Origin of the sequence: Bradyrhizobium sp. MOS003 (assembly GCF_003020125.1) — a bacterium.
Taxonomy (GTDB): Bacteria; Pseudomonadota; Alphaproteobacteria; order Rhizobiales; family Xanthobacteraceae; genus Bradyrhizobium.
The window spans coordinates 56,445-82,839 of sequence record NZ_PYFW01000001.1; the positions used below are offsets into that span (position 1 = coordinate 56,445).

At 65.5% G+C, this 26,395-nt stretch carries 27 protein-coding genes; 19 read left to right on the plus strand and 8 right to left on the minus strand.

Going from position 1 to position 26,395, the window contains the following annotated elements:
- The first annotated feature begins 8 nt into the window (after positions 1 to 8).
- The 4 genes from C7G42_RS00275 to C7G42_RS00290 all read left to right on the plus strand — a co-directional run bounded on the left by C7G42_RS00275 (position 9) and on the right by C7G42_RS00290 (position 5,122).
- Complete coding sequence (locus C7G42_RS00275) at positions 9 to 728, plus strand: ABC transporter ATP-binding protein (RefSeq protein ID WP_106947128.1); 720 nt, start codon at positions 9 to 11, stop codon at positions 726 to 728.
- A complete protein-coding gene (locus C7G42_RS00280) occupies positions 725 to 3,295 on the plus strand; it encodes an ABC transporter permease (protein ID WP_106947129.1) in 2,571 nt (856 codons plus the stop codon). The genes C7G42_RS00275 and C7G42_RS00280 overlap by 4 nt, the downstream gene beginning before the upstream one ends.
- Positions 3,296 to 3,577: 282 nt before the next feature.
- Complete coding sequence (locus C7G42_RS00285; protein ID WP_028139228.1) at positions 3,578 to 4,369, plus strand: Bax inhibitor-1/YccA family protein; 792 nt, start codon at positions 3,578 to 3,580, stop codon at positions 4,367 to 4,369.
- Positions 4,370 to 4,591: 222 nt separating this feature from the next.
- Positions 4,592 to 5,122 (plus strand): GNAT family N-acetyltransferase, encoded by a 531-nt coding sequence (locus tag C7G42_RS00290; protein WP_106947130.1) that lies wholly within the window; start codon positions 4,592 to 4,594, stop codon positions 5,120 to 5,122.
- Positions 5,123 to 5,232: 110 nt separating this feature from the next.
- Here C7G42_RS00290 and C7G42_RS00295 read toward each other — a convergent pair whose 3' ends face one another.
- The 3 genes from C7G42_RS00295 to acnA form a co-directional block, all read right to left on the minus strand.
- Positions 5,233 to 5,601, minus strand: a complete 369-nt coding sequence (locus C7G42_RS00295) for a DUF2794 domain-containing protein (protein ID WP_106947131.1) — start codon at positions 5,599 to 5,601, stop codon at positions 5,233 to 5,235.
- A 501-nt stretch (positions 5,602 to 6,102) separates the two neighbouring features.
- Complete coding sequence (locus C7G42_RS00300; protein ID WP_106947132.1) at positions 6,103 to 6,894, minus strand: DUF1223 domain-containing protein; 792 nt, start codon at positions 6,892 to 6,894, stop codon at positions 6,103 to 6,105.
- A gap of 221 nt (positions 6,895 to 7,115) precedes the next feature.
- Positions 7,116 to 9,836, minus strand: a complete 2,721-nt coding sequence (gene acnA / locus C7G42_RS00305; protein ID WP_106947133.1) for an aconitate hydratase AcnA — start codon at positions 9,834 to 9,836, stop codon at positions 7,116 to 7,118.
- Positions 9,837 to 10,075: 239 nt separating this feature from the next.
- Here acnA and ccmA point away from each other — a divergent pair, with 239 nt between their 5' ends.
- The 5 genes from ccmA to C7G42_RS00330 all read left to right on the plus strand — a co-directional run bounded on the left by ccmA (position 10,076) and on the right by C7G42_RS00330 (position 13,086).
- Entirely contained in the window at positions 10,076 to 10,678 is a 603-nt protein-coding gene (gene ccmA, locus C7G42_RS00310; protein WP_106947134.1) for a heme ABC exporter ATP-binding protein CcmA, read from the plus strand.
- Between the two features lie 67 nt (positions 10,679 to 10,745).
- Positions 10,746 to 11,414, plus strand: a complete 669-nt coding sequence (gene ccmB, locus C7G42_RS00315) for a heme exporter protein CcmB (RefSeq protein WP_106947135.1) — start codon at positions 10,746 to 10,748, stop codon at positions 11,412 to 11,414.
- A 105-nt stretch (positions 11,415 to 11,519) separates the two neighbouring features.
- Positions 11,520 to 12,311: a heme ABC transporter permease gene (locus C7G42_RS00320; protein ID WP_106947136.1), complete on the plus strand. Its 792-nt coding sequence runs from the start codon at positions 11,520 to 11,522 to the stop codon at positions 12,309 to 12,311.
- Positions 12,308 to 12,493 carry a heme exporter protein CcmD gene (gene ccmD, locus C7G42_RS00325; protein ID WP_094890766.1) on the plus strand — a complete coding sequence of 62 codons (186 nt, stop codon included), beginning with the start codon at positions 12,308 to 12,310 and terminating at the stop codon, positions 12,491 to 12,493. Before C7G42_RS00320 ends, ccmD begins: the two co-directional genes overlap by 4 nt.
- A complete protein-coding gene (locus tag C7G42_RS00330; protein WP_106947137.1) occupies positions 12,490 to 13,086 on the plus strand; it encodes a DsbE family thiol:disulfide interchange protein in 597 nt (198 codons plus the stop codon). The genes ccmD and C7G42_RS00330 overlap by 4 nt, the downstream gene beginning before the upstream one ends.
- Positions 13,087 to 13,236: 150 nt before the next feature.
- Here the strand turns inward: C7G42_RS00330 and C7G42_RS00335 are convergent, their stop codons facing one another.
- Entirely contained in the window at positions 13,237 to 13,839 is a 603-nt protein-coding gene (locus tag C7G42_RS00335) for a septation protein A (protein WP_106947138.1), read from the minus strand.
- Between the two features lie 2 nt (positions 13,840 to 13,841).
- Positions 13,842 to 14,789, minus strand: coding sequence for a signal recognition particle-docking protein FtsY (gene ftsY / locus C7G42_RS00340; protein WP_106947139.1), 948 nt, complete (start codon positions 14,787 to 14,789; stop codon positions 13,842 to 13,844).
- A gap of 60 nt (positions 14,790 to 14,849) precedes the next feature.
- On the opposite strand from ftsY, the gene C7G42_RS00345 reads away from it, so the two are divergent.
- Entirely contained in the window at positions 14,850 to 15,551 is a 702-nt protein-coding gene (locus C7G42_RS00345) for an RluA family pseudouridine synthase (RefSeq protein WP_199580579.1), read from the plus strand.
- A gap of 224 nt (positions 15,552 to 15,775) precedes the next feature.
- A complete protein-coding gene (locus C7G42_RS00350) occupies positions 15,776 to 16,885 on the plus strand; it encodes a DUF2336 domain-containing protein (RefSeq protein ID WP_106947140.1) in 1,110 nt (369 codons plus the stop codon).
- Between the two features lie 42 nt (positions 16,886 to 16,927).
- On the opposite strand, the gene mtaB is transcribed toward C7G42_RS00350, so the two are convergent.
- A complete protein-coding gene (gene mtaB / locus C7G42_RS00355) occupies positions 16,928 to 18,181 on the minus strand; it encodes a tRNA (N(6)-L-threonylcarbamoyladenosine(37)-C(2))-methylthiotransferase MtaB (protein ID WP_106947141.1) in 1,254 nt (417 codons plus the stop codon).
- Positions 18,181 to 19,056, minus strand: a complete 876-nt coding sequence (dapF, locus tag C7G42_RS00360) for a diaminopimelate epimerase (protein ID WP_106947142.1) — start codon at positions 19,054 to 19,056, stop codon at positions 18,181 to 18,183. The genes mtaB and dapF overlap by 1 nt, the downstream gene beginning before the upstream one ends.
- On the opposite strand from dapF, the gene C7G42_RS00365 reads away from it, so the two are divergent.
- From C7G42_RS00365 to C7G42_RS00375, 3 genes are read left to right on the plus strand one after another with little or no spacing between them, the layout of a single operon-like run.
- Entirely contained in the window at positions 19,055 to 19,279 is a 225-nt protein-coding gene (locus C7G42_RS00365) for a hypothetical protein (protein ID WP_147250220.1), read from the plus strand. The genes dapF and C7G42_RS00365 overlap by 2 nt on opposite strands.
- Before the next feature lie 34 nt (positions 19,280 to 19,313).
- Positions 19,314 to 20,069 (plus strand): GyrI-like domain-containing protein, encoded by a 756-nt coding sequence (locus tag C7G42_RS00370; protein WP_106947144.1) that lies wholly within the window; start codon positions 19,314 to 19,316, stop codon positions 20,067 to 20,069.
- Positions 20,070 to 20,074: 5 nt separating this feature from the next.
- A complete protein-coding gene (locus C7G42_RS00375; RefSeq protein WP_199580580.1) occupies positions 20,075 to 20,788 on the plus strand; it encodes an SIMPL domain-containing protein in 714 nt (237 codons plus the stop codon).
- 162 nt (positions 20,789 to 20,950) lie between these two features.
- On the opposite strand, the gene C7G42_RS00380 is transcribed toward C7G42_RS00375, so the two are convergent.
- Positions 20,951 to 22,015, minus strand: coding sequence for an MBL fold metallo-hydrolase (locus tag C7G42_RS00380; RefSeq protein WP_199580581.1), 1,065 nt, complete (start codon positions 22,013 to 22,015; stop codon positions 20,951 to 20,953).
- 315 nt (positions 22,016 to 22,330) lie between these two features.
- Here C7G42_RS00380 and ffh point away from each other — a divergent pair, with 315 nt between their 5' ends.
- From ffh to rplS, 5 genes are all read left to right on the plus strand, one after another.
- Positions 22,331 to 23,875 (plus strand): signal recognition particle protein, encoded by a 1,545-nt coding sequence (gene ffh / locus C7G42_RS00385; RefSeq protein WP_106947146.1) that lies wholly within the window; start codon positions 22,331 to 22,333, stop codon positions 23,873 to 23,875.
- 85 nt (positions 23,876 to 23,960) lie between these two features.
- The gene (gene rpsP, locus C7G42_RS00390; protein ID WP_014438992.1) at positions 23,961 to 24,293 is read left to right on the plus strand and encodes a 30S ribosomal protein S16; all 333 of its coding nucleotides are present in this window, start codon (positions 23,961 to 23,963) and stop codon (positions 24,291 to 24,293) included.
- 8 nt (positions 24,294 to 24,301) lie between these two features.
- Positions 24,302 to 24,853, plus strand: a complete 552-nt coding sequence (rimM, locus tag C7G42_RS00395) for a ribosome maturation factor RimM (protein WP_106947147.1) — start codon at positions 24,302 to 24,304, stop codon at positions 24,851 to 24,853.
- Positions 24,854 to 24,969: 116 nt separating this feature from the next.
- Positions 24,970 to 25,725 (plus strand): tRNA (guanosine(37)-N1)-methyltransferase TrmD, encoded by a 756-nt coding sequence (gene trmD, locus C7G42_RS00400; protein ID WP_106947148.1) that lies wholly within the window; start codon positions 24,970 to 24,972, stop codon positions 25,723 to 25,725.
- Between the two features lie 110 nt (positions 25,726 to 25,835).
- Positions 25,836 to 26,216 carry a 50S ribosomal protein L19 gene (rplS, locus tag C7G42_RS00405; protein WP_106947149.1) on the plus strand — a complete coding sequence of 127 codons (381 nt, stop codon included), beginning with the start codon at positions 25,836 to 25,838 and terminating at the stop codon, positions 26,214 to 26,216.
- Positions 26,217 to 26,395: the final 179 nt, after the last annotated feature.

Genomic DNA, 26,395 nt, shown 5'->3' on the forward strand with positions numbered 1-26,395 from the left:
ACCGGACCATGGACACTCGCATCAATTCCTCTTCGCTCGCCGCTGCCGCGGACACCATCTCCATCTCCAACGTCAATCTCTCCTTGGGAACGGGGGCGGCACGCGTTCACATCCTGAAGGATATCAGCTTGCGCGTCGGCCGTAGCGAAACGATCGGCCTGATCGGCCCGTCAGGCTCGGGCAAATCCACGCTGCTGATGGTGATGGCGGGGCTGGAGCGTCCTGATAGCGGAGAGGTGGTGGTGTCAGGCACGCCTTTCAATGCCCTCGACGAGGACGCGCTGGCCCGCTTCCGCGGCCGGCAGGTCGGTATCGTCTTCCAGTCCTTTCATCTGATCCCGACCATGACGGCGCTGGAGAACGTCGCGGTGCCGCTGGAGCTCGCCGGCAATCCCGATGCCGCCAAGCGTGCGGCCCAGGAGCTGCAATCGGTCGGGCTCGGCGACCGCCTGCATCATTATCCGACGCAATTGTCCGGCGGCGAGCAGCAGCGCGTCGCGCTCGCCCGCGCGCTGGCGCCCGATCCCGCCATCCTGGTCGCGGACGAGCCGACCGGCAATCTCGACGAGACGACCGGAAAGCAGATCGTCGATCTGCTGTTTAGCAAGCATGCCGAGCGCGGCATGACGCTGGTTCTGGTCACGCACGATTCCTCGCTCGCGCATCGATGCGACCGCGTGATCCGCCTGCGCTCGGGCCGCATCGACACCCAGTCCGCACCGGCATGAGCATCGCAGCCGAACCCTTCGCGAGGCCAAATGGCATTGCGCTGTCGCTGCGTTACGCACTGCGCGAATTGCGTGGCGGCCTGCGCGGCTTCTACGTCTTCATCGCCTGCATCGCGCTCGGCGTGATGGCCATCGCCGGCGTCGGCTCGGTATCGGCCAGCCTCTCCGACGGCCTTGCCCGCGAGGGCCGCACGCTGCTCGGCGGCGACGTCTCTTTCGTGCTGTTCCAGCGCGAAGCCAAACCGGAAGAGGTCGCTTTCTTGCGCTCGCGCGGCACGGTCTCGACCGCGGCGACCCTGCGCGGCATGGCGCGCGCGGCCGATGGCCAGCTCGCTTTGGTCGAGATGAAGGCGGTCGACGATACCTATCCGATGCTGGGCCAGCTGACGCTGGCACCGCAGTTGCCGATGTCCGACCTGCTTGCGGAACGTGACGGTGCATTCGGCGCCGCCGCCGATCCCACGCTGCTGGCGCGGTTGTCGTTGAAGACCGGCGACCGCGTCACCATCGGCTCCGCGACCTTCCAGATCCGCTCGACCGTCGAGGCCGAGCCCGACAAGCTCGCCGGCGGCATCGGCTTTGGCCCGCGCTTCCTGATCAGCGAGGCGGGCCTGCGCGCCACCGGGCTGATCCAACCCGGCAGCCTGGTGCGCTGGGTCTACCGGGTGAAGCTGCCTGAGGCCGCCAACAGCGAGCGCGCCACCGAAGCCTTCATCGCGGACGCCCGGAGCGCCGCGCCGCAGGCCGGCTGGGAGGTTCGCAGCCGCTCCAACGCTTCGCCGCAGCTCGAACGCAACATCAACCGCTTCACGCAGTTCCTGACGCTGGTCGGTCTTGCCGCGCTGCTGGTCGGCGGTGTCGGCGTCGCCAATGCCGTGAAGAGCCATATCGACCGTAAGCTCGAGGTGATCGCCGCGTTCAAGGCTGTCGGCGCCACCGGACGCGACGTGTTCGGCATCTATCTGGCGCAGGTTCTCCTGCTAGCCGCGATCGGTTCGGTGATCGGCCTCGCACTCGGCGCGGCCATGCCCTTCGCCATCGTCGGCCTGTTCGGCAAGCTCTTGCCGCTGCCGGTGGCGCCGGCCGTGCATCCCGACGAGCTCGCGCTATCCTTCCTATACGGCCTGCTCACCGCGCTTGCCTTCGGCCTGTGGCCGCTCGGGCGCGTCCACGACGTGCCGGTTGCCGCGCTGTTTCGCGACACCATCAGCTCGGAATGGCACCGGCCACGTTTGGGCTATCTCGTGTTCATGGCCGTCGTGGTGGCACTGCTGATCGCGGTCGTGATCGGGCTGTCGTTCGACAAGCGCATCGCGGCGGTGTTCGTGGCCTCCTCCGTCGTCGTATTCGCCCTGCTGCGCGGCATCGCCGCCCTGCTGATGGCGATCGCGCGGCGGCTGCCGCGCTCGCGGCTGCCGATGCTGCGGCTCGCGATCGCCAATATCCACCGGCCGGGCGCGCTGACGCCGTCGGTCGTGCTATCGCTCGGGCTCGGGCTGGCCGTGCTCGTCACCATCACCCAGATCGACGGCAATCTGCGCCGGCAGTTCCTCGCAGCCCTGCCCGACCGCGCGCCGTCGTTCTTCTTCATCGATATCCCGAGCACGCAGGCCGCACCGTTCGACGACTATCTGCGCAAGATCGCGCCGGGCGCGACCGTCGAGGACGTGCCGATGCTGCGGGGGCGCATCGTGGGAGCGCGCGGCGTGCGCGCCGAGGAGCTCAAGCCGACCACCGATTCCGAATGGGTGCTGCAGAGCGACCGCGGCTTGACCTATACGGCAGAGCTGCCGAAGGGTTCCAAGGTGGTCGAGGGCGAATGGTGGCGCGCCGACTATTCCGGCCCGCTGCTGGTCTCGATGGAGAAGAAGATCGCCGACGGGCTCGGCCTCAAGCTCGGCGACGAAATCGTGGTCAACGTGCTCGGCCGCGATATCCCGGCCAAAATCGGCAATCTGCGCACCATCGACTGGCAGGGGATGGGCATCAACTTCGTTCTCGTTTTCTCGCCGAACGCGTTCAAGGGCGCCCCGCACACCCACATTGCGACGCTGACGGAAACCGGTGGAACTGCCGCCGGCGACGGCAGGATCATCAAGCAGGTCGCCGACGCCTATCCGATGGTGACGAGCGTGCGCGTGCGCGAGGTGATGGAGACGGTCGGCTCGGTCGTGACCAATCTGGCGCTGGCGATTCGCGGCGCCAGCGCCGTGACCCTGATCTCGGCGATCCTGGTGCTCGGCGGCGCGCTCGCCGCCGGCCACCGCCACCGGGTCTACGATGCGGTCATCCTGAAGACGCTGGGCGCGACGCGGCTGCGGCTGCTCGGTGCCTATGCGCTCGAATACCTCCTGATCGGGCTCGCGACCGCACTGTTCGGCGTGATCTCCGGCAGCATCGCGGCCTGGATGATCGTGACGCGGCTGATGACGCTGAGCTTCGTCTGGCAGGCCGGCAGCGCGACCGGCGTGGTCGCAGCCGCGCTCGTCGTCACCGTCGGGCTCGGACTTGCCGGAACGCTGCTGGCATTGAACAAAAAGCCCGCCACGGTGTTGCGGAATTTGTGACAAAATGTAGCGGATGGCCGCACGAGAGCGAAATCGCACGATTCCTGCGATTAACCACGACTGCTCGTCAGGTTCGCGTCAGGATTGCCGCCAAGGGCGACATTCAGCCGCGCGTGGAAGGTTGCAGCGGATGTGTTAGTTTCCCACATATCGAATGGGTTCGGAGTCCCGATTGTTAGCCCGAATTTAGTCGGCAGGCATCGGTATCCGAGATAGAATTTGACGAACCGGGCGGCATGGCGACCCTCATGCCGGACCGGACCAACCAACGGGAATTCGACCATGTCGGACCTAGACCGTAACTACGCTTCTCCTTTCGGCAGGGCCGCCGGGCGTGTTGACGCCGCGACGGTCGATGCCGGCCTGCGCGCCTACATGCTGCGCATCTACAACTACATGAGCATCGGCCTCGCCATAACCGGCCTTGCCGCGCTCGGCGTCTACATGGCTGCCGTGACGGACGTGCCGACCGCGGACGCCGTCCGCGTCGGCAAGCTGTTCCTGACGCCGTTCGGCTACGCGATGTTCGTCAGCCCGCTGAAATGGCTGTTCATGCTGGCGCCGCTCGCCATGGTGTTCGTGATCTCGGCGGGCATCAACCGTCTGGCTCCCTCGACCGCCCAGATCCTGTTCTGGGTGTTCGCGGCGCTGATGGGTATCTCGCTGTCGTCGATCTTCCTGGTGTTCACCCACACCTCGATCGTGCGGGTGTTCTTCATCACCGCGGCCACTTTCGGTGCGCTGAGCCTCTATGGCTACACCACCAAGCGTGACCTCACCGGGATGGGCTCGTTCCTGTTCATGGGCCTGATCGGCATCATCATCGCGAGCCTGGTGAACCTGTTCCTCGCGAGCTCGATGCTGCAGTTCATCGTGTCGGTGGTCGGCGTGCTGGTGTTCGCGGGCCTCACCGCCTGGGACACCCAGCGGCTGAAGAACGACTACATCTACGGTTACGCTTCGGCCGGCGGTGACATCGCAGAGCGTGCGGCCATCACCGGCGCCCTGTCGCTGTACCTGAACTTCATCAACCTGTTCACGCTGCTGCTGCAGCTCCTCGGCCAGCGCGACTAAGCGATAGGCCAGGACGAACGGACACGAACCCCGGCCGAGAGGCCGGGGTTTTTGTTTGGGGGCCGTGGCCTCTCCTCGTCATTGCGAGGAGCCCTGGCGACGAAGCAATCCAGAGTCCCTCCGCAGACGCATTTCTGGATTGCTTCGCTGCGCCCGCAATGACGGGTGTGGCAACACCGTTGCCCCTTCCAGCGCACGCGGGAACGCTCTAATCTTTCTCCCATGTCCGCACCTGAAATCAGGCCCACGACCGAGGCCGATCTTCCCGCCATCACCGCCATCTACCAGCAGGCCGTCCGCGAGGGTACCGCGACGTTCGAGCTGGAGCCGCCGGACCTCCCGGAGATGACGCGGCGCTACCGCACGCTGGTCGACGGCGGCTATCCCTATTTCGTCGCCGTGATCGACGGCCGCGTCGCCGGCTATGCCTATGCCGGCGCCTACCGCCCGCGCCCGGCCTACCGCTTCACGGTCGAGAACTCGATCTATCTCGATCCGTCCTTCCACCGCCGCGGCATCGGGGCACTCCTGCTGGACCGGCTGATCGTCGAATGCGAGTCGCGCGGCTTCCGCCAGATGATCGCGGTGATCGGAGATTCCGCCAATGCCGGCTCGATCGGCGTGCACACCAAGGGCGGCTTCAAGATGATCGGCACGCATCCCAATGTCGGGCTGAAATTCGGCCGCTGGCTTGATACGGTGATGATGCAGCGCGACCTCGGCGAGGGCGCGACCACGGTGCCGGGGAAGTAGGATTTGTAGGGTGGGCAAAGCGCAAGCGTGCCCACCATCTCCCCGCGATCGAGAAAAGACATGGGCACGGCGCTTTGCGCCTTGCCCACTCTACGGCACCGGCTTTGCCGCTACACCACCGCCAATTTCCGGTCGATCACCAGCAGCACGCGCTCCAGCTCGTGGCCGCGGCGCAGGATCAGGCCGGTCGCCGAGATCACGCTGTACATGCCCTGCTTGCGCGCCAGCCGCGGGTCCTTCTCGATACGGTAGATCGGCACTTCCGAGGCACGGCGATAGACCGAGAACACGGCGCGATCCCTGAGGAAGTCGATGGCGTAGTCACGCCATTCGCCGTCGGCGACCATGCGGCCGTAGAGATTGAGAATACGGTGCAGCTCGAGCCGGTTGAACGTCACCCGGCTCAGCTGCGTGGCCGCTGCAGCGGGGCGCGCCACCGCGCGCTGCTCGCTCGGATCGGCATCCTCCGACAGACTCATGAAGCGCTTCCTCATCGCACGGCATGACCCCGTCCGCGAAGACCGTCCCCGGAACCGGGATCATGACAGCTGCATGATTGCGCCAACCGGTCAGCGCCGCAAGGGGCTCACTGATTCAACCAATCGAACCGGGTGCGAATCAGTGCACACGCAATGGTGGAACTCTGTCGCGGCAAACCGTCACGGGATCGTTAGCAGGAATCACAGGATCGCCGCTTTTCCGCCTAGCGACTGCCGCCCTGGATTGCGAAAAGATTCGTGTGCGTTGACCCGGTCCTTTCGGTTCCGGATTCCTCAGCCCCCAGCCCCCCGGGGTCGAACAGGATCGGGTCTGTACGCACAACAAGGAGGGCCAACGCAAGTTGGTCCTTTTTTGTTTGTGTCGGGACGTTTCTGTTTCCAGTCATCCCGGGGGGCGTAGCGCGAGCTATGGTGCTCCCGCCAAGAGGCGCGGCCCGGAATGACGACAGACTGCTTATTCTGCGACGATCGTTACGCGCGTCAGTGCAGCGACGTGTAGGCAGCGCCGAGCATCGGTCCTGGCCGCTCGCGGCTGCCGTCCTGGACATAGACCACCGCGCCGTCGACGCCGTCACGCGTGAGGTTCTCGATCGGCACCGTCCAGCTTTCCGAACGCCCGGTCCAGTCCCCGACCTTGAGCAAATTGCGCACCACGTTGTGATAGGTGACCTGCTGACCGCGATTCTCGCCGCGGGTGATCTCAATCGGCACCGACTTGGCAATCGAACAGATCCAGACCTCGCCATGCGAGATGGCCGGCTCGTTGCTGGCAGCCACCGACACGTTGATCTGCTTGCCCGCGAGCGACATCGTCACCGGCACGCTCATTACGCCCTTGTCTTTGTCGCTCTTGCCGATCGCGCTCTCGATGCCGGCACGATCGCTGCCGATGACATGGGTGGAGCCGTTGACCACGACTTGCGGCGTGTAAACCTCGCGGTCGCCGCGCATGCGCGAATAAGCACGCTGCCGTGCAGAGAAGCGCGAATCCGCCAGCGTGTCCTTCCAACCAAGATAGTCCCAATAGTCGATCGGCATGCTCAGCGCGATGACCGAGGGATCCTTGGAGAGATCGCCGATGATCTTGTCGGCGGGCGGGCAGGAGGAGCAGCCCTGCGAGGTAAACAATTCGACGACGGCGCGGGGGTCGGCCTCGGCAGGACGGATGACGGCGACGATCGCACAGATGCCAAGAGCTCCCGACCAGAGCGCACCGGACCACCTTGAGATCACGTTGCGTGAAACCAGATGAGAAGCCGTCATTGCTGTCATGTCGAACGCCGCACACCTAAGCTCGTGGAAAGGAAAATCTTATCGCCTGATGGTCACCGTAGTCTTACGGGTACGGCATAACCCTGCCGTCCTGGGCGGAGTTTCCGCTGGACGGGCCCATCCGAAGCATGCCGCAAACGCGTGAAGGCGGCCTTGTGATAGGCCGCCTTCGTTTAACCTTCTACTCACGTCGCAGTGAGCCACCGTTCACAAATTCGCGCTTAGGCCGCGAGCTTGCGCAGCACGTAGTGCAGGATACCGCCGTTGCGGTAGTAGTCGAGCTCATCAAGCGTATCGATGCGGCAGAGCAGCGAAACGCGCTGCAGCGAGCCGTCGCCGGAGACGATCTCCGCGGTCAGCTTCTGGCGCGGCTTGAGGTCGCCTTGGAGGCCGCGCAGCGTGACCTTCTCGTCGCCCTTGAGGCCGAGCGACGACCAGGATGTGCCATCCTCGAAGGTGAGCGGCAGCACGCCCATACCGACCAGGTTGGAGCGGTGGATGCGCTCGAAGCTCTGGCAGATCACGGCGCGCACGCCGAGCAGACGCGTGCCCTTCGCGGCCCAGTCGCGCGAGGAGCCGTTGCCGTATTCGGCGCCGGCGAACACCACCAGCGGCACTTGCTCCTGCTGGTACTTCATCGCGGCGTCGTAGATCGACATCTGCTCGCCGTCGGGCCAGTGCTTGGTCAGACCGCCTTCCGGAATGTTGCCGTCGGCGCCCTTGAGCATGAAGTTCTTGATGCGGATGTTGGCGAAAGTGCCGCGCATCATGACTTCATGGTTGCCGCGCCGCGTGCCGTACTGGTTGAAGTCGGCGGGGCGCACCTGGTGCTCGCTGAGGTATTTTCCGGCGGGCGAGGTGAGCTTGATCGAACCGGCCGGCGAGATGTGGTCGGTGGTGATCTTGTCGCCGAACATGGCGAGGATGCGGGCCTCGACGATGTCGGTGACCGGCTCCGGCTCCTTCTTCATGCCGTCGAAATAGGGCGGATTCTGCACATAGGTCGACGACATGTTCCAGCGATAGGTCTCGCTCTCGACGGTCTTGATCTTGCGCCAGTTGGTGTCCCCCTTGAACACGTCGGCATACTTCTTCTTGAAGATCGCCGCGGTCACGAACTTCTTCATGAAGGCGTTGATCTCCTTGGTCGTCGGCCAGATGTCCTTGAGGTACACCGGCTTGCCGTCCTTGCCTTCGCCGAGCGGCTCGACCGCGAGGTTCTTGGTGACGCTGCCGGCAAGTGCGTGCGCCACGACCAGCGGCGGCGAGGCCAGATAGTTCGCCTGCACGTCCGGCGAGACGCGGCCTTCGAAGTTGCGGTTGCCCGAGAGCACGGCAGCGGCGACGATGCCGTTGTCGTTGATCGACTTCGAGATCTCCTCAGGCAGCGGACCGGAATTGCCGATGCAGGTGGTGCAGCCGAAGCCGACCAGGTTGAAGCCGACCTTGTCGAGATCCTTCTGCAGACCGGAATCAGCGAGATAGGCCGCGACCACCTGGCTGCCCGGCGCGAGCGAGGTCTTCACCCACGGCTTCGCCTTGAGGCCCTTCGCGGCTGCATTCCGGGCCAGCAGGCCGGCGCCGATCAGCACGCTCGGATTCGAGGTGTTGGTGCAGGACGTGATCGCGGCAATCACGACGTCGCCATGGCCAAGGTCGAAATTCTTGCCCTCGACGCCAAAGCGCTTCGCCGGCTCTTCGCCCTTCTTGTACTCATTGCTGAGCGCAAGCGAGAAGCCTTCGGCCACCGACGGCAGCGCGATGCGACCTTCGGGACGCTTCGGACCGGCCATCGACGGCACGACGTCGCCGAGATCGAGCGTCAGCGTCTCCGTGAACACTGGATCGGCCGACTTGGCAGTGCGGAACAGGCCCTGTGCCTTGGCATAGGCCTGCACCAGCGCGACGCGCGGCGCCGCACGGCCGGAGGTCTTGAGATAGTCGATCGCGGCAGCGTCGACCGGGAAGAAACCGCAGGTCGCGCCATATTCGGGCGCCATGTTGGCGATGGTCGCCTTGTCGGCGACGGAGAGATGGTCGAGGCCCGGGCCGAAGAACTCGACGAACTTGCCGACCACGCCCAGCTTGCGCAGCATCTGCGTCACTGTCAGCACGAGGTCGGTCGCTGTGACGCCTTCCTTCATCGCGCCCTTCAGCTTGAAGCCGACGACGGTCGGCAGCAGCATCGACAGCGGCTGGCCGAGCATGCAGGCTTCCGCCTCGATGCCGCCGACGCCCCAGCCGAGCACGGCGAGACCGTTGACCATGGTGGTGTGGGAGTCGGTGCCGACCAGCGAGTCGGGATAAGCGACCTCGAAGGTGCCGGTCTTCTTGCCGACCGTCATCTTCTCCTTCTTGGTCCAGACCGTCTGCGAGAGGTATTCGAGATTGACCTGATGACAGATGCCGGTGCCTGGCGGCACGACGGAGAAGTTCGAAAACGCCTTCTGGCCCCACTTCAGGAACTCGTAGCGCTCCTGGTTCTGCTTGTATTCCTCGGTGACGTTCTTGCCGAAGGCCTTGTTGTCGCCGAAGAAGTTCACGATCACGGAATGGTCGATGACGAGATCGACCGGCACCAACGGGTTGATCTTCTCGGCATCGCCGCCGAGCTTCTGCATCGCGTTGCGCATCGCGGCGAGGTCGACCACCGCGGGCACGCCGGTGAAGTCCTGCATCAGCACGCGCGCCGGGCGGAAAGCGATCTCATGCTCCAGCGACTTCTTCCGCAGCCACTTCGAGACCGCGACGATGTCTTCCTTCTTGACCGTGCGGCCATCCTCATTGCGGAGGAGATTTTCGAGCAGGACCTTCATCGAATAGGGAAGTTTCGAGATTCCCTTCAGACCATTCTTCTCGGCCGTGGGCAGGCTGTAATAGACATAGGTCTTGGCGCCGACCTTGAGGGTCTTTTTGCATTTGAAGCTGTCGAGCGAGGTCATGTAGGAATCCCAATTGTTAGCTATACCCGGCAGGGTATCTTAACACCGTCAGCGTATCAGGCTGGGCCGCTTGCAGGGGCAGGTTGAGTTGCTGCATCAAGTAGTTCCGGGCTTATAGAAGCTTTCTAACCGCGCCGCCACAGCCACAATCGTACCGCAGCATTCGCGAGCCAAAAATTCCCATGCGCTACCCCAAGTTTTCCTGAGGCCCGGCTTTGAGCGGGGTGGACCGAGACAAGATGCGGCTTTCCGGACGCGGGGTCGCCTGCGTGCGCGGCGGCCGCGAGGTGTTTGCCGGGCTCGATTTCGCGGCCGTGGCCGGCGAAGCGGTGGCGGTGACGGGGCGCAACGGGTCGGGCAAGACCTCGTTGCTGCGGCTGATCGCGGGCCTGCTGGTGCCGGCCGGCGGGACCATTGCGCTGGAAGGCGGCGATGACGAGCTGACGCTGCCGGAGCAATGTCACTATCTCGGCCACCGCGACGCCCTGAAGCCGGCGCTGAGCGTTGCGGAAAACCTGTCGTTCTGGGCCGATTTCCTCGGCGGGGAGCGTTTTGACTTCGCCGGGAGCCTCGCCACGGTGGGGCTCGCGCATGCCACCCACCTGCCGGCCGGCTTCCTGTCGGCCGGCCAGCGCCGCCGGCTGTCGCTGGCCCGCCTTTTGACCGTCCGACGCCCGATCTGGCTGCTGGACGAGCCGACCAACGCGCTCGACGTGACCGGCCAGGACATGTTCGGCGGTCTGATGCGCGATCACCTATCGCGCGGCGGCCTGATCGTCGCGGCCACCCACGCGCCGCTCGGGATCGAGACGCGGGAGCTGCGGATCGGGGGAGTGACGTGAGCTACCCTCAGCTTTCCAAGCGCCTGAGCGCGCCATTTTACGCTCCCGTCGTCGTTGGGAGCATCCCATGACCGCCCTCGCCGCGCTCATCCGCCGGGACGTCCGGATCGCGCTTCGCGTCGGCGGCGGGGCGCTGATCGGCGTGCTGTTCTTCCTGACCGTCGTCGTCCTGATGCCGTTCGCGGTCGGGCCGGATCTCGCGTTGCTGTCGCGGCTAGGGCCGGCCATCCTCTGGCTCGGTGCGCTGCTCGCGAGCCTGCTCACGCTGGACCGGCTGTTCATGGCTGACCACGAGGACGGCTCGCTCGACCTGATCACGATGAGCCGGACGCCCCTGGAACTCGCCTGCGCCGCAAAGGCGCTGGCGCATTGGCTGGCCGCCGGCCTGCCGCTGATTGTCGCAACCCCCGTGCTCGGCCTGCTGCTCAACCTCGACATGGTCGCGACCGGCGCAGTGGCGCTGACGCTGCTGGCCGGCACTCCGGCACTGACGTTTACCGGCATGATCGGCGCGGCGCTGGCGGTGACGCTGCACCGCGGCGGGCTGCTGATGGCGGTGCTGGTGCTGCCGCTGTCGATTCCCGTGCTGATCTTCGGTGTTGCGGCCTCGCAGGCCGTGATCGTCGGTCCCATGACGTTCGGTGCGCCGTTCTCGATCCTGTGCGCGCTGTCGCTGGTCAGCCTCGTGATCGGCCCCTTCGCAGCCGCGGCGAGCCTGCGGCATGGACTTGACTGAAATGGGCTCGACTGAGATGCGCGCGACTGACTTGACCCCGATCAACTTTCGCTGCGGGCTTTCGTGCTGATTGCCTGAGCGGCCACCGACGATTATCAGGGTACCATGACACTGATCGACCTCGCCAACCCCACGCGGTTCCTCGCGCTGACAGCGCGGGTCCTGCCGTGGCTTGCGGCCGCCACCGTCCTCCTGCTCGCGATCGGTCTTTATCAAGCCGCGCTCGCGCCCGACGACTACCAGCAGGGCGCGACGGTGAAGATCATGTTCATCCACGTGCCCAATGCGTGGCTGTCGATGTTCGTCTGGGGCGTCATGAGCATCGCTTCGCTGGGCACGCTGGTGTGGCGGCATCCGCTCGCCGACGTCGCCGCCAAGGCCGCAGCGCCGATCGGCGCCGCCTTCACCTTCCTCGCGCTGCTGACGGGCTCACTGTGGGGCCGGCCGATGTGGGGCACCTATTGGGAGTGGGATGCGCGGCTGACTTCGGTCCTGATCTTGTTCCTGATGTATCTCGGCCTGATGGCGCTGTGGCGCGCGGTCGACGATCCCTCGCGCGCGGCGCGCGCCGCCGCCGTGCTGACCCTGGTCGGGGCACTCAACCTTCCCATCATCAAGTTCTCGGTCGATTGGTGGAACACGCTGCACCAGCCGGCCTCGGTGATGCGCATGGGCGGCTCCGCTCTCGACAAATCGTTCCTGATTCCGCTGCTGGTGATGGCGATCGCATTCACGCTGCTGTTCGTCACGCTGCATCTGGCCGCGATGCGCAACGAAATCCTGCGTCGCCGCGTCCGCTCGCTGCAGATGATGCAGGCGAGCCGCGTGGCGTTCTCGAGCGAAATAGGCCCCGGCGCGCGCGGACAAAATGCGTCGAACGAAGTTGGGGCCGCCTGATCATGTCGCTCGGTCCCTATGCATCCTTCATCGTGACGTCCTATGCCGCGGCGGCCGTCGTGGTCGCGATCCTGATCGGCTGGATCGTGCTCGACTATCGCAACCAGACGCAGCGTCTGCGCGAGTTGGAGGAGCGCGGCATCACCCGCCGCTCCGGACGCAGCGCGATGGACGCGTCATGAGCGAACAATCGACTTCCGCACCGCCGCAGCGCCGCACCCTCCTGATGGTGCTGCCGCTGATCGCCTTCATCGGCTTGGCGCTGCTGTTCTGGTTCCGGCTCGGCAGCGGCGATCCCTCGCGAATTCCGTCTGCGCTGATCGGTCGTCCGGCGCCGCAGACGGCGCTGCCGCCGCTCGAGGGATTGCAGATCGACAACGCGCAGGTGCCGGGCCTCGATCCCGCCGCGTTCAAGGGCAAGGTCAGCCTGGTCAATGTCTGGGCGTCCTGGTGCGTGCCGTGCCACGACGAGGCGCCGCTGTTGACCGAGCTCGCCAAGGACAAGCGCTTCCAGCTGGTCGGCATCAATTACAAGGACGCGTCCGACAATGCGCGCCGCTTCCTCGGGCGCTACGGCAACCCGTTCGGCCGCGTCGGCGTGGATGCCAACGGCCGCGCCTCGATCGAATGGGGGGTCTACGGCGTGCCCGAAACCTTCGTCGTGGGACGCGAGGGCACCATCGTCTACAAGCTGGTCGGCCCGATCACGCCGGACAATCTGCGGACGGTGCTGTTGCCGCAGATGGAGAAGGCGCTGAAGGGGACGGGGTCTTAGCACCGCTCTCGTGCCCCGGACGCAGCGCAGCACAAAGTGGTGCGCTGCAGAGCCGGGGCCCATACCACATGGCGTGGCTTCGGAGAGAGCCTGGGTCCCGGCGCTGCGCAGCAGCGCTACGCGCTGCAGCGCGTCCGGGACACGAGGCTCTCACCCCTTCCGCACATCCCCCGCCTCGGCCTCGCTCGCCTCCAGCGATGCCGGCTCGAGGTGGTAGCGCTTGGTCAGCGGCATCTGGGCGATGGCGAAGATCATCGTGATCGGGGTCACGCCGAACACCTTGAAATTCACCCAGAAGTCCGTGCTCTGGGTGCGCCAGACGATCTCGTTCAGCACCGCCATGGCGGCGAAGAACAGCGCCCAGCGCAGCGTCAGGATGCGCCAGCCCAGCGGCGTCAGATTGAACATCTGGTCGAACATGACGGCGATGAAGGAGCGCCCGAACAGCAGCCCGCCGCCGAGGATCGCGGCGAACAGGCCGTAGATGATGGTCGGCTTGAGCTTGATGAAGGTCTCGTCGTGCAGCACCAGCGTCAGCGTGCCGAACACCAGCACGATCACGCCTGTGACAATCGCCATGATCGGGATGTGACGCGTCACCACATAGGAGGCGATCATCGCCGCCACGATCGCGACCATGAAGGCGCCGGTGGCGGCAAACAGATTGAACTTCGCATTCACGAAGAAGAACACGAGCAGCGGACCGAGCTCGGTCGCGAGCTTGAACAGCGGATGCGGCTGGGTCTTGTCCATTCTCAGCTTTCGATTCCGGCGATGGCGCGGGCGAAGTCGCGCGCGGTGAACGGCGCAAGATCGTCGACACCCTCGCCGACGCCGATGAAGTGCACCGGCAGTTTGAATTTTTCCGCGAGCGCGACCAGAATGCCGCCGCGCGCGGTGCCGTCGAGTTTCGTCATCACGAGGCCGGTCACCCCTGCCGTGCGATGGAACGCCTCGACCTGCGACAGCGCATTCTGGCCGACGGTGGCGTCCAGCACCAGCAGCACGGCATGCGGCGCAGTGTCATCCACCTTGCGGATCACACGCACCACCTTTTCGAGCTCGTTCATCAGCTCGGCCTTGTTCTGCAGGCGGCCGGCAGTGTCGATCAACAGCACGTCGATGGCCTGCTCCTTCGCCGCCGTCAGCGCGTTGAAGGCAAGGCTCGCCGAATCAGAGCCCTGCGCGCCCGCGATCACGGGCGTCTTGGTGCGTTCACCCCAGACCTTGAGCTGCTCGATGGCCGCGGCGCGAAACGTGTCGCCGGCGGCGAGCATCACCTTGCGGCCTTCGGAGGCGAATTTCTGCGAGAGTTTCCCGATGGTGGTGGTCTTGCCGGAGCCATTGACGCCGACCACCAGGATCACGAACGGTTTCTTGCCGGCATCGATCACGAGCGGCTTCGCCACCGCCGTCAGCACCTTCTCGACCTCGGTGGCGACGACGTCCTTGACCTCGTCCGCCGAGATCGCTTTGTCATAGCGGCCGGTGCCGACGGCTTCCGCGATCCGGACCGCGACTGACGTGCCGAGGTCGGCACGCAGCAGCACGTCCTCGATGTCGTCGAGCATGGCGCGGTCGAGCTTGCGCTTGGTGACAAGGTCGGCGACCGCGGTCCCGAGCGAGGACGAGGTGCGCTTTAGCCCGTCGGACAGGCGGCGCCACCAGCTCAGCTTGGGGGGATCTGACGTGGTATCGTTCATGATGGCGGTGTGTTAGCCGTTCCGGCTCCCAAACGAAAGTCTTGACCGAAAGTCCTGCGATTGCTCGATGTTCCCCAATTGACCGCCGATGAAATCCTGGCGCGCGTGCTTCATCGCGACGGGCTGATGCTGATCATCGACAAGCCGGCCGGGCTTCCCGTGCATCGTGGCCCCAAGGGCGGCGCCAATCTGGAGGCCTCGTTCGACGCGCTCTGTTTCGGCCTGCCGCGGCCGCCGGTGCTGGCTCACCGCTTGGACAAGGACACCTCCGGCTGCCTCGTGCTCGGCCGCCACCGCAAGGCAACGGCCTCGCTCGGCCTCCTGTTCAAGCACGGCAAGATCGGCAAGACCTATTGGACCGTGGTCGAGGGCGGCCCTGCCGAGGACGAGGGCACCATCGACATGCCGCTCGGCCGGCTCAACGCCGAACGCGGCTGGTGGCAGAAGCCTGATCCCGAGGGTCAGAAGGCGATCACCAACTGGAAAGTGATAGGCCGGGGCGACGGCTTCACCTGGCTCGCCATGGAACCGGTGACCGGTCGGACCCATCAATTGCGGGTGCATTCGTCGGCGACCGGCTGGCCGATCTTCGGCGATAACATCTACGGCAACGGCCCGCGCTTCGGCGAGCCGAAGCTGCACCTGCATTCCCGCGAGATCGTGGTGCCGATCTCCCGGAACAAGGAGCCGGTCCGGGTGGTGGCGCCGGCCCCGCCGCATATGTACGAGAAGCTCCGCGCCTGCGGGTGGAATGGGGAGTAATATCGGACCCTCATGGTGAGGAGGCGCGCCAGCGCCGTCTCGACCATGAAAGGCCCGTATCTCGCCCGCGGCCATCCTTCGAGACGCCCGCTACGCGGGCTCTCAGGATGAGGTTCAGTACTCTCCGCCCGCCCATGCTTTACGAAACGTTCAGTGCTCGTCCCTCATGATAGCGGTTGCTTAGAACAAGCTTCCGTCAATCTGCTCAGGACGAGCTGCGCGTCATGTCCACGGCCGGGCTATCGATCATCGACGAAGTCGAATCCGCGATTCGGCTCGGCTCGGCGGAAAAGGGCCTGGAAACGGCCCGGCGCGTCACCGACCTGTTCCTCTCCTCCGCCGGCAGTTTTGACGATGAGCAGATCGCGCTGTTCGACGACGTGCTCGAGCGCCTGATCGGCACGATCGAGCTGCGGGCACTTGCCGACATGGACGCACGCATTGCGCTCGCCGAGATCAGCGCGCAGCTTGCGCCGATCGCCCAGGCGCCGCCCTCCGTGATCCGCCGCCTCGCCAGCAACGACGAGATCCGCATCGCAGGTCCCGTGCTGCAGGAATCTGCCCGCCTCGACGACGGCGAGCTGGTGAAGATCGCCTCCGGCAAGGGCGAGCCGCATCTGCTCGCGGTCGCCGGCCGCTGGTGGTTGAAGGAGATCGTCACCGACGCACTTCTGGCACGCCGCTATCCCAGCGTCAGCCGCCGGCTCGCCGCAAATCCCGGCGCGCGCGTCTCCGGAAACGGATTCGCAGCCATGGTCGGGCAGGCCGAGGCGGATCCCGAACTTGCCGTCAGCGTCGGCGTCCGCGTCGACCTGCCGTCGGAATTGCGCCGCCGGTTACTGCGCTCGGCCAGCGATGCCGTGCGCGCCCGCCTGCTGTCGCGCGCGCCGCCGCATCTGTTCGAGGAAATCCAGAGCGCGATCGCGGCCGTCACCGTCGGTGTCGATCGCGAGATGTCGGGTGTCCGCGATTTCGAAGGTGCCAAACGCGCGGTTGCAATGCTCAAGGCGACCGGCCAGCTCGATGAGGCGACGCTGCTCGGTTTCGCCACGCAGCGGCGCTATGAGGAAACCGCAGCGGCGCTGGCCGCGCTGTCCGGATCGACCGTCGAGGTGATTCGCCCGCTGATGCAGAGCCTGCGCGACGACGGCCTCCTGGTGCCGTGCAAGGCGGCGCAGCTCAGCTGGGAAACCACCACCGCTGTGCTCCAATGCCGGTTTGCGACGGGTGCGATGAAGCCGGCGGACCTTGCAAGAGCGCAGGGAAATTACGCACGGATGACGGCGGAGAATGCCAGGCGGACGCTGCGGTTCTGGCAGGTCAGGGCGTCGTAGCTTCTTGCCCTTTCTCGCAAGGGGAGAAGGAAGAGCCGCGATTTATACGGTGAGCCGCTCACCATCACTGCCGCCCATCGTCAGCGGCACGACGCTGCCGACACGACCGCCCGCGATCGCCACCGGCAGATAATGCTCCGTGCGACCCTGTCCGTCGCTCTCGATCAGCACGTTGCGGGTCGCGCCGATCTCGGCTTGGAGGCGCTTGCGCAGCGCGGCTTCGCCCGCCGCCCGCAGCCGCTTCGCGCGCTCCTTGATCGCGCCGCCTGCGACCTGCGGCATCCGCGCGGCCGGCGTGCCGGGGCGGGGCGAATAAGGGAAGACGTGCAGGAATGTCAGGCCGCATTGCTCGACCAGATCGAGCGAGCGTGAAAACATGTCCTCCGTCTCGGTCGGGAAGCCTGCAATGATGTCGGCGCCGAACGCGATATCGGGACGCAGGCGGCGGACCTGCTCGCAGAACGTGATCGCGTCCCGCCGCGAATGCCGCCGTTTCATGCGCTTCAGGATCATGTCGTCGCCGGATTGCAGCGACAGATGCAGATGCGGCATCAGCCGCACATCGCCGGCGATGGCATCGAGCAGATCGGCATCCGCCTCGATCGAATCGATCGAGGAGATGCGCAGGCGCCTCAACTCCGGCACGTGTCGCAGGATCTGCCTGGTCAACATGCCGAGCTTCGGTGCGCCCGGCAGATCCGAGCCGTAGCTGGTGAGGTCGACGCCGGTCAGCACGATCTCGGCATGGCCGCGTTCGGCCAGCGTGCGCACCTGATCGACCACCGCGCCCATCGGCACCGAGCGCGAATTGCCGCGGCCGAACGGGATGATGCAGAAGGTGCAGCGATGGTCGCAGCCGTTCTGCACCTGCACGAACACGCGCGGAAGGCCGCTCGCAAAGCCGTCGATCAGATGCGGCGCCATCTCCTTGACGGCCATGATGTCGCTGACGGCGATCTTCTCCCCGGCGCCGAGATCGAAAGCGCTGCGTGTCTCGCGCCACGCGGATGACCGCATCTTGTCGTCATTGCCGACGACGCGGTCGACCTCGCTCATGTCGGCGAACATGCTACTTTGCGTCTGCGCCGCGCAACCGGTGACGACGATGCGCGCATCGGGCCGCTCGCGCTTCAATTTGCGGATCGATTGCCGCGCCTGCGCCACCGCCTCGTTGGTGACGGCGCAGCTGTTGATGACGATGGTGTCCTTGAGCCCCGCAGCTTCCGCCTCGCGACGGATCACCTCGGCCTCGAACGCATTGAGGCGGCAGCCGAAGGTGACGACGTCGACCGCCATCAGGCGGCCGGCGCGAACAGCGCCGGATCGAATCGGCCCTCATATTCGAAGGTCGCCGTGCCCGTCATCAGCACGTGATCGTCGCGCTCGCGCCACTCGATGCCGAGCTTGCCGCCGGGCAGCGTGATCTCGACATTGCGTTCGGTGCGCTTCAGCCGCGCGGCGGCAACCGCGGTCGCGCAGGCTGCCGAACCGCAGGCCCTGGTCAGCCCGGCGCCGCGCTCCCAGGTGCGGATCGTGATGTGCTTGTCATCGACGATATGGGCGAGCGTGATGTTGGCGCGCTCGGGGAAGATCGGGTGGTTTTCGAGCAAGGGACCGAAACGCTCGAGATCGTAGGCATTGACGTCCTCGACCCAGAAGATCGCATGCGGATTGCCCATGCTCACCACCGAGGGCGAATGCAGGATCGGATTGTCGATCGGCCCGATCTGCAATTCGATGTAGCGGGTGTCGCGAAACTCTTCCGCCAGCGGAATCTCCTGCCAGCCGAACTTCGGCGCACCCATGTCGACGGTGTAGAGATCCGGTGCCGGGCCCTGCCAGGCATTGAGCAGGCCGGCCGCGGTCTCGAACGTCGCAGAGGTCTGCCCGGTCTTCTCGAAGATGCGCCGCACCACACAGCGCATGCCGTTGCCGCAGGCGCCGGCCTCCGAGCCGTCATTGTTGTAGATGCTGATGAAGGCCTCGGTGCCGTCGAACCGGGGCCTCGAGAGCACCATGAGCTGGTCGTAAGCCACGCCGCCATGTGCCGACGCCACCGCGCGGGCGTCGTCCGGCGTCACCCCGCCTGCGGAATCGCGCATGTCGACGACGACGATCTCGTTGCCGATGCCGTTCATCTTGGCAAAGGCGTGGTTGGCCAGCGCGCTCATGAAAATTCCTGAATTTCGCCTGCCTTATATGGCGATCCTTGGCGGCTTGGCCAGTGATTTGCGGTCGGTGGTCGAGGTCCGGCATGACGCATCTGTCATGAGACGAATTCCGCGCCCGCGTGTTAGAACGGCGCAGCTCGCCGCGAACCGGGATGCGCAGCTGGGCTGGAGCCGGATTTGGGCCTTGGCGGGCAAGGTCTTGCCGATGAAGGGCCTTGGTTAAGGCCTTAATAGTGAAGGCCTTGGGGAGAATGAAAATGATCAGGTTTCGTCGTCTTGCTCTGGCCGCGCTGATCCCGGCAGCGGCCTTGTCGCTTGGTCTGCCCTCGGTTCTGGCGCAAACCCCAAGCCCGGCACCGGCGGCCTCGGCAAGTCCCTCGCCCGCCCCGTCGGCATCTCCAGCCCCGGCCGCGAGCGCCTCGCCTGCCCCAGCGGCCACGCCCTCGCCTGCCGCCAGCGCGTCGCCGGCACCGACAAATTCACCCTCGCCCGCCGCCAGTGCCTCGCCCAGCCCGGCAGCGCCGGCCGAGACCCCTGGACCGGTGCAGACCGCCGATCCGTTCGGCCTGGAGACCACGCTCGAGGCCAAAAAGGTCGTGATGGTCAAGGGCACCGCCAATTGGGACTCGGCCTTCGACACGCTGGTCGACGCCTTCAAGGCGCTGAACACGCTGCTGGACAAGCAGGGCATCAAGCCAGCCGGCAATGCGATGATCGTCTACACCTCGACCGACGATACCGGCTTCACCTTCCTTGCCGAGATACCGGTCGAGCAGGATCCCAAGAACCTGTCCAAGGACATGAGCATCGGCAAGTCGCCGGAGGGCAAGGTGCTGAAATTCGTCCATCGCGGTTCCTACGACAACATGGACAACACCTACGAGGCGATCACCAATCACCTCGACGACAAGAGGCTGGAAGCCAAGGACACCTTCATCGAGGAATACCTCACTGACCCCCTGAAGACCGCAGAAGACAAGCTCGTGATCAATGTGTTCGTGCCGCTGAAGTGAGACCAATGAAAAAGCCTGCCGTACTCGTTACGTCCCTTGCCGCCGTTTTCGCCGCCACGCTGCTGACAACGCCTGCGCTTGCCGATGATTTTCCATCCGCCATTACGGTGAGCGGCGAAGCCAGCGTGTCCGCGGCGCCCGATCTCGCCCAGATCGACGCCGGCGTCGCCAACGACGCGAAGACGGCGAAGGAAGCCTCCGACGCCAACAATGCCGCGATGGGCAAGGTGCTGCTGGCGCTGAAGGGCGCCGGCATCGCCGAGAAGGATTACCAGACCTCGCGGCTGTCGCTGCAGCCGCAATACGGCCAGAACAAATCCACCGGCGCATCGCCCGTGGTGGGTTTCCGCGCCTCGAACCGCGTCACGGTAAAAATTCGTGACGTGACCAAGGTCGCCGGCATCATCGACACGCTGGTCGGTGCCGGCGCCAACGATATCGGCAACATCTCCTTCGAGGTGACGCAGGCATCAAAGCTGCTCGACGATGCGCGTGAGCAGGCGGTCGCCGACGCGCGCCGCAAGGCCGAGATCTACGCCAAGGCGACCGGCGTGACGCTAGGCGCTCCGCTGAGCGTGTCCGAAGGCGGCGCTCCGGTGCCGCTGTTCAAGGCGCGGATGGCGACGCCGCAAATGGCGCCAGCCGCAGTTGCGCCGGGCGAAGAAACGCTGTCGGTGACGGTGAATGTAAGCTGGGCGATCAAGCCGAAAGAGCAGTAGGTCTCGTGTCCCGGACGCGCTGCAGCGTGAAACGCTGCTGCGCAGAGCCGCGACCCAGCAGGCAACACGGTACACTACGGCGACATGGGCCCCGGCTCTGCAGCGCACCGTCGAAAGGACGCTGCGCTGCGTCCGGGGCAAGAGCGGTGTGAGCGGAGAGACCTAAATCTCCACCACCTGCCCCGGCTTCATCGCCACGAACCGCTCCTGCGAAATCTCCGCCGCGTCGAGTGCTTCCATCAGGGCCTTGGCCGGCGCGTCGATCGCTTCGTCGGTGAGCTGGAACGTGCCGTGATGATGCCCGAGCGCTTCCTCGGCGCCGCAATCGGCCAGCGCCTTCACCGCGTCTTCCGGGTTCATGTGCTGGTCGCGCATGAACCAGCGCGGCTCGTAAGCCCCGATCGGAAGGATCGCCAGGCGCAGCTTGCCGTGCCTCTCGGCGACGCGGCGGAAATGCCGGCCGTCGCCGTAGCCGGAATCGCACACGACGTAGATTTTCCCCGCACGGGTCTCCAGCACGAAGCTCGCCCACAGCGCCTTGTTGCGGTCGAACATCCCGCGCGCCGTCCAGTGCCGGGTCGGCACCAGATGCACGGCGATGCCGCCGCCGAGCTCGACGCGGTCGTGCCAGTCGAACGCTTCCGCCTTGATCGTGGAATCCCAGCTGCGCATCGTCACGTCGTTGCCGAGCGGGGTGACCACGCGCGGGGCAAAATTCTTGGTGAGCCGCGACAGCGTCGCGATGTCGAGATGATCGTAATGGCCGTGCGAGACCAGCACGACGTCGATCTGCGGCAATTTCTCGAAAGCGATGCCGGGATCATTGTGCCGCTTCGGCCCGGCAAAGCTGACCGGCGAGACCCGCTCCGACCAGACGGGATCGACCAGGATGTTGAGGCCGCCGGTCTGGATCAGCCAGCTGGCGTGGCCGACGAAGGAGAGCCGGACCTTGTCGCCATCGACACGGGCGGGCGGGGTGTCGGCATGCGGGCTGGGCGCCCAGTCGGGCCATTTCGCCCGCTGCCGCTTGCCGCCGAACTGCCAACGCATCACCTCACGGAGCGATTTCGGGGGCGCACCGTCCGGATCGAAGAAGGTCAGGCCGTCGAAATGGTCGGAGACCGGGCCGTCATAGGTTTTCATGCGGGACATCCAGAGGGAGGGGATACCGGCCAGCGCGCCAGCACCGGCAAGCAGCCCGAAAACGCGGCGGCGGGTGACCGGCATAGGCTGGCTTCAAGGCTGGCGGGAAAGGTAAGTCATCACCTTCTATATGGGCGGGACCAACGGAAAAAGAACCGCCGGCAAAAGAGGCCTGTTTTCAGGACCTTAAGCTGATAAAGCCGCCCCGGAGCCCTAACATTCCTTGACTTTTAGGCGGGAGCGGCGTTTAACCCCGCCACTTTCTCGGAAAGGCTTTCTTTTCGACCCGCCGACTGGCCCTGGAGGCCGGAGGTCAACGCCCGACAGCGCGATGCGCCCTCGGGCGTAAAGGTGTTTGGAAGATCGCCATTCTGGCGAGCAGGAATAAGGACGACTTCATTGTTCGACAATCTGTCGGAACGGCTTGGTGGCATTCTCGATCGTCTGACGGGGCGCGGTGCGCTGACCGAAAAGGACGTCGACGCCGCGATGCGCGAGGTGCGCCGCGCGCTGCTGGAAGCCGACGTCGCGCTCGAAGTGGTTCGCAGCTTCACCGAGCGCGTCCGCGAGCAGGCGATCGGCGCCACCGTCGTCAAGTCGGTGACCCCCGGCCAGATGGTGGTCAAGATCGTCCATGACGAGCTGATCAACACGCTCGGCGCCGAAAGCCAGACCATCGACGTCAATTCCGTGCCGCCGGTGCCGATCATGATGGTCGGCCTGCAAGGCTCCGGCAAAACCACCACCACCGCGAAGCTCGCCCGCCGCCTGGTCCAGCGCGACAAGCGCAAGGTGCTGATGGCCTCGCTCGACGTCTACCGTCCGGCGGCGATGGAGCAGTTGGCCGTGCTCGGCCGCGATCTCGACATTCCGACGCTTCCGATCGTCGCCGGACAGCAGCCGCCGCAGATCGCCAAGCGCGCGATGGAAGCCGGCAAGCTCGGCGGCTACGACGTCGTGCTGCTCGACACCGCCGGCCGCACCACGCTCGACGAAGACATGATGGCGGAGGCGGCCGCGATCAAGGCGGCTGCGAATCCGCATGAAGTGCTGCTGGTTGCGGACTCGCTCACCGGTCAGGACGCCGTGAACCTCGCGCGCGCCTTCGACCAGCGCGTCGGCCTCACCGGCATCGTGCTGACCCGCGTCGACGGCGACGGCCGCGGCGGTGCGGCGCTGTCGATGCGCGCGGTCACCGGCAAGCCGATCAAGCTGATCGGCACCGGTGAAAAGACCGACGCGCTGGAAGATTTCCATCCCGACCGTATCGCCGGCCGCATCCTCGGCATGGGCGACGTGGTCTCGCTGGTCGAGCGCGCCGCCGCCAACATCGACGCCGAGAAGGCCGCGCGCACCGCCGAGCGCATGCGCAAGGGTCAGTTCGACCTCAACGACATGCGCGAGCAGCTGTTGCAGATGGCCAGCATGGGCGGCATCAGCGGGCTGATGGGCATGATGCCCGGCATCTCCAAGATGAAGAACCAGATCGCGGCCGCCGGCATCGACGACAAGATCCTGAAGCGCCAGGTCGCGGTGATCGATTCCATGACGCGCGACGAGCGCCGTCATCCCGATCTGCTCAAGGCGAGCCGCAAGAAGCGCATCGCCGCGGGTTCCGGCCAGAGCGTCGAGCAGGTCAACAAGCTGCTCAAGATGCACCGGAACATGGCCGACGTGATGAAGGCGATGGGCTCGGGCAAGCGCGGCCCGCTCGCCGGCATCGCACAGGCCATGGGCTTTGGCGGCGGCATGAAGCCGCCCTCGCCGGAAGAGATGAAGGCGCTGCAGGAAAAGATGCAGAGCGGCGGCGGTGGCCTGCCGAATCTGCCGAAGGATTTGCCGGCCGGGCTACGCCAGGGCCTGCCGAACGTTCCAGGGCTCACCGGGCTGAGTGGCAAGCCGATGCTGCCGGGCCTCGGCGGTTTCCCGGGCAAGAAGAAATGAGGAATTCGTCGCACGGGATCGCATCGGTCTCGCGCGACGCGGAATACCAATCAACCGAACAAAACGTACTTTAAAGGAGAACTGAATGTCCGTCGTCATCCGCCTCGCCCGCGCAGGCACCAAGAAGCGTCCCGTCTATCACGTCGTCGTCGCCGACTCCCGCTTTCCCCGCGATGGCCGCTTCATCGAGCGTCTCGGCTATTTCAACCCGCTGCTGCCGAAGGACAATGAGACCCGCCTCAAGCTCGACATGGACAAGGTGAAGGCCTGGCTCGCCAAGGGCGCGCAGCCGTCCGACCGCGTGTCGCGTTTCCTCGATGCCGCCGGCGTCAAGAAGCGCGAAGCGCGCAACAACCCCGAGAAGGCCGTGCCGCGCAAGGAGCGCAAGGCGCAGGCCGAAGCTGCCGCGAAGGGCTAAGCTAGATCATGTCGGCGCTGGTCTGCGTCGCGCGGATCGGCGCCGCGCATGGGGTGCGCGGTGCGGTCAAATTGTGGACCTTCACCGAAGATCCCTTTGCCGTGAAGCGGTACGGTCCGCTACTGTCCAAGGACGGCAAGCGCCAGTTCGAGGTCGCAACGGCGCGCGAGGCCAAAGATCATCTGATCGCGACGTTCAAGGGCGTCACGACCCGCGAAGAGGCCGAGCGCCTCAACGGCATCGAGCTCTACGTCGCACGCGACAAGCTGCCTGCGACCGACGACGACGAATATTACCACACCGATCTGATCGGGCTCGCCGCCGTCACCACGGAAGGCGATGCGCTCGGCCGTGTGCTCGCGATCCATAATTTCGGCGCCGGCGACATCATCGAGATCGCGCCGCCCAAAGGCGCGACGCTGCTGCTGCCGTTCACCAACGCGGTCGTGCCCGAGGTCGACATCGCCGGTGGCCGCGTCGTGATCGCGTTGCCGCAGGAGGTCGAGGGGGATGATGGCGATCCCTCCGCGAGTCGTCCCCGCGAAGGCGGGGACCCATAACTACAGATCGTGGTTTTGGCTAAGCTGGCGGCTCCGATCATCGCAAAACTGGCTGCGGTGATTATGGGTCCCGGGCTCGCGCTCCGCGCGCCCCGGGACGACGAGATCGGGAAACAATGACCAATCCCTCACCCTGGCGCGCGACGGTGCTGACGCTGTTCCCGGAGATGTTTCCGGGGCCGCTCGGCGTGAGCCTGGCCGGCCGGGCGCTGGCGTCCGGGCTCTGGGAGATCGAGGCGCGGGACATCAGGGCGTCGGCAACCGACCGCCACCGCAGCGTCGACGATACCCCGGCCGGCGGCGGGCCGGGCATGGTGCTGCGGGCGGATGTTCTGGCGGCGGCCATCGATGCCGCCGAGATTGCCCTTGAGCGGCCACGCCTGCTGATGAGCCCCCGGGGTCGGCCATTGACCCAGGCTCGCGTCACGGCGCTCGCCCAGGGCCCAGGCCCCCTGATCGTCTGCGGCCGGTTCGAGGGGATCGACCAGCGGGTCATCGACGCTCGGGGTCTCGAGGAGGTCTCGGTCGGCGATTATGTGCTGTCCGGGGGCGAAATCGCAGCTCTGGCCCTGATCGACGCCTGCGTGCGGCTGTTGCCGGGGGTGATGGGCAAGGAGGCCTCGGGAACCGAAGAAAGCTTCTCCGACGGCCTGCTCGAATACCCCCAATACACCCGTCCGCAGCTGTTCGAGGGGGCCCCGATCCCGGAGGTCCTGACCTCGGGCGACCACGCCAAGGTCGCGGCTTGGCGGCGGGCGCAATCCGAGGCCCTGACAGAGGCCCGGCGACCCGATTTATGGGCCCAGATCCCGGCAAAGGCCCCGAATCGGACCGGACGCCAAAAAACGCCAAAAAACAAGACAGACGGGTGACAAACGCTCCGGCTTGCCTTATAGGAGCGGCCACATCCGCAATAGCTGGATCGACGAATTTCGCGCAGCCCCCGTGTCTCGCGGCTGGGCGCGCCGATGGAGATTACCCCATGAACCTGATCCAACAGCTCGAAAAAGAGCAGTTCGACAAGCTGTCCGCCGGCAAGGACATCCCGGAATTCGGTCCCGGCGACACCGTGATCGTCAACGTGAAGGTCGTCGAAGGCGACCGCACCCGCGTGCAGGCCTATGAAGGGGTCTGCATCGGCCGTTCCGGCGGTGGCCTCAACGAGAGCTTCACCGTCCGCAAGATCTCCTACGGCGAGGGCGTCGAGCGCGTGTTCCCGGTGATGTCGCCGATGATCGACTCGATCAAGGTGGTGCGCCGCGGCAAGGTGCGTCGCGCCAAGCTCTATTACCTGCGTCAGCTGCGCGGCAAGTCGGCTCGTATCGTCGAGAAGACCGACCACGCCAAGGCCGTCAACGAGTAAGCTTTCGCTTACAGCCGGGTTTTTCGAAAGCGCGGGGCTCGGCTCCGCGCTTTTTTGTTTGCCCCGCTGTCATTGCGAGGAGCCCTTGCGACGAAGCAATCCAGACCGTCTCCGCGGATGCATTTCTGGATTGCTTCGCTGCGCTCGCAATGACGAACTTGAGACACTCGCGCTTTTAC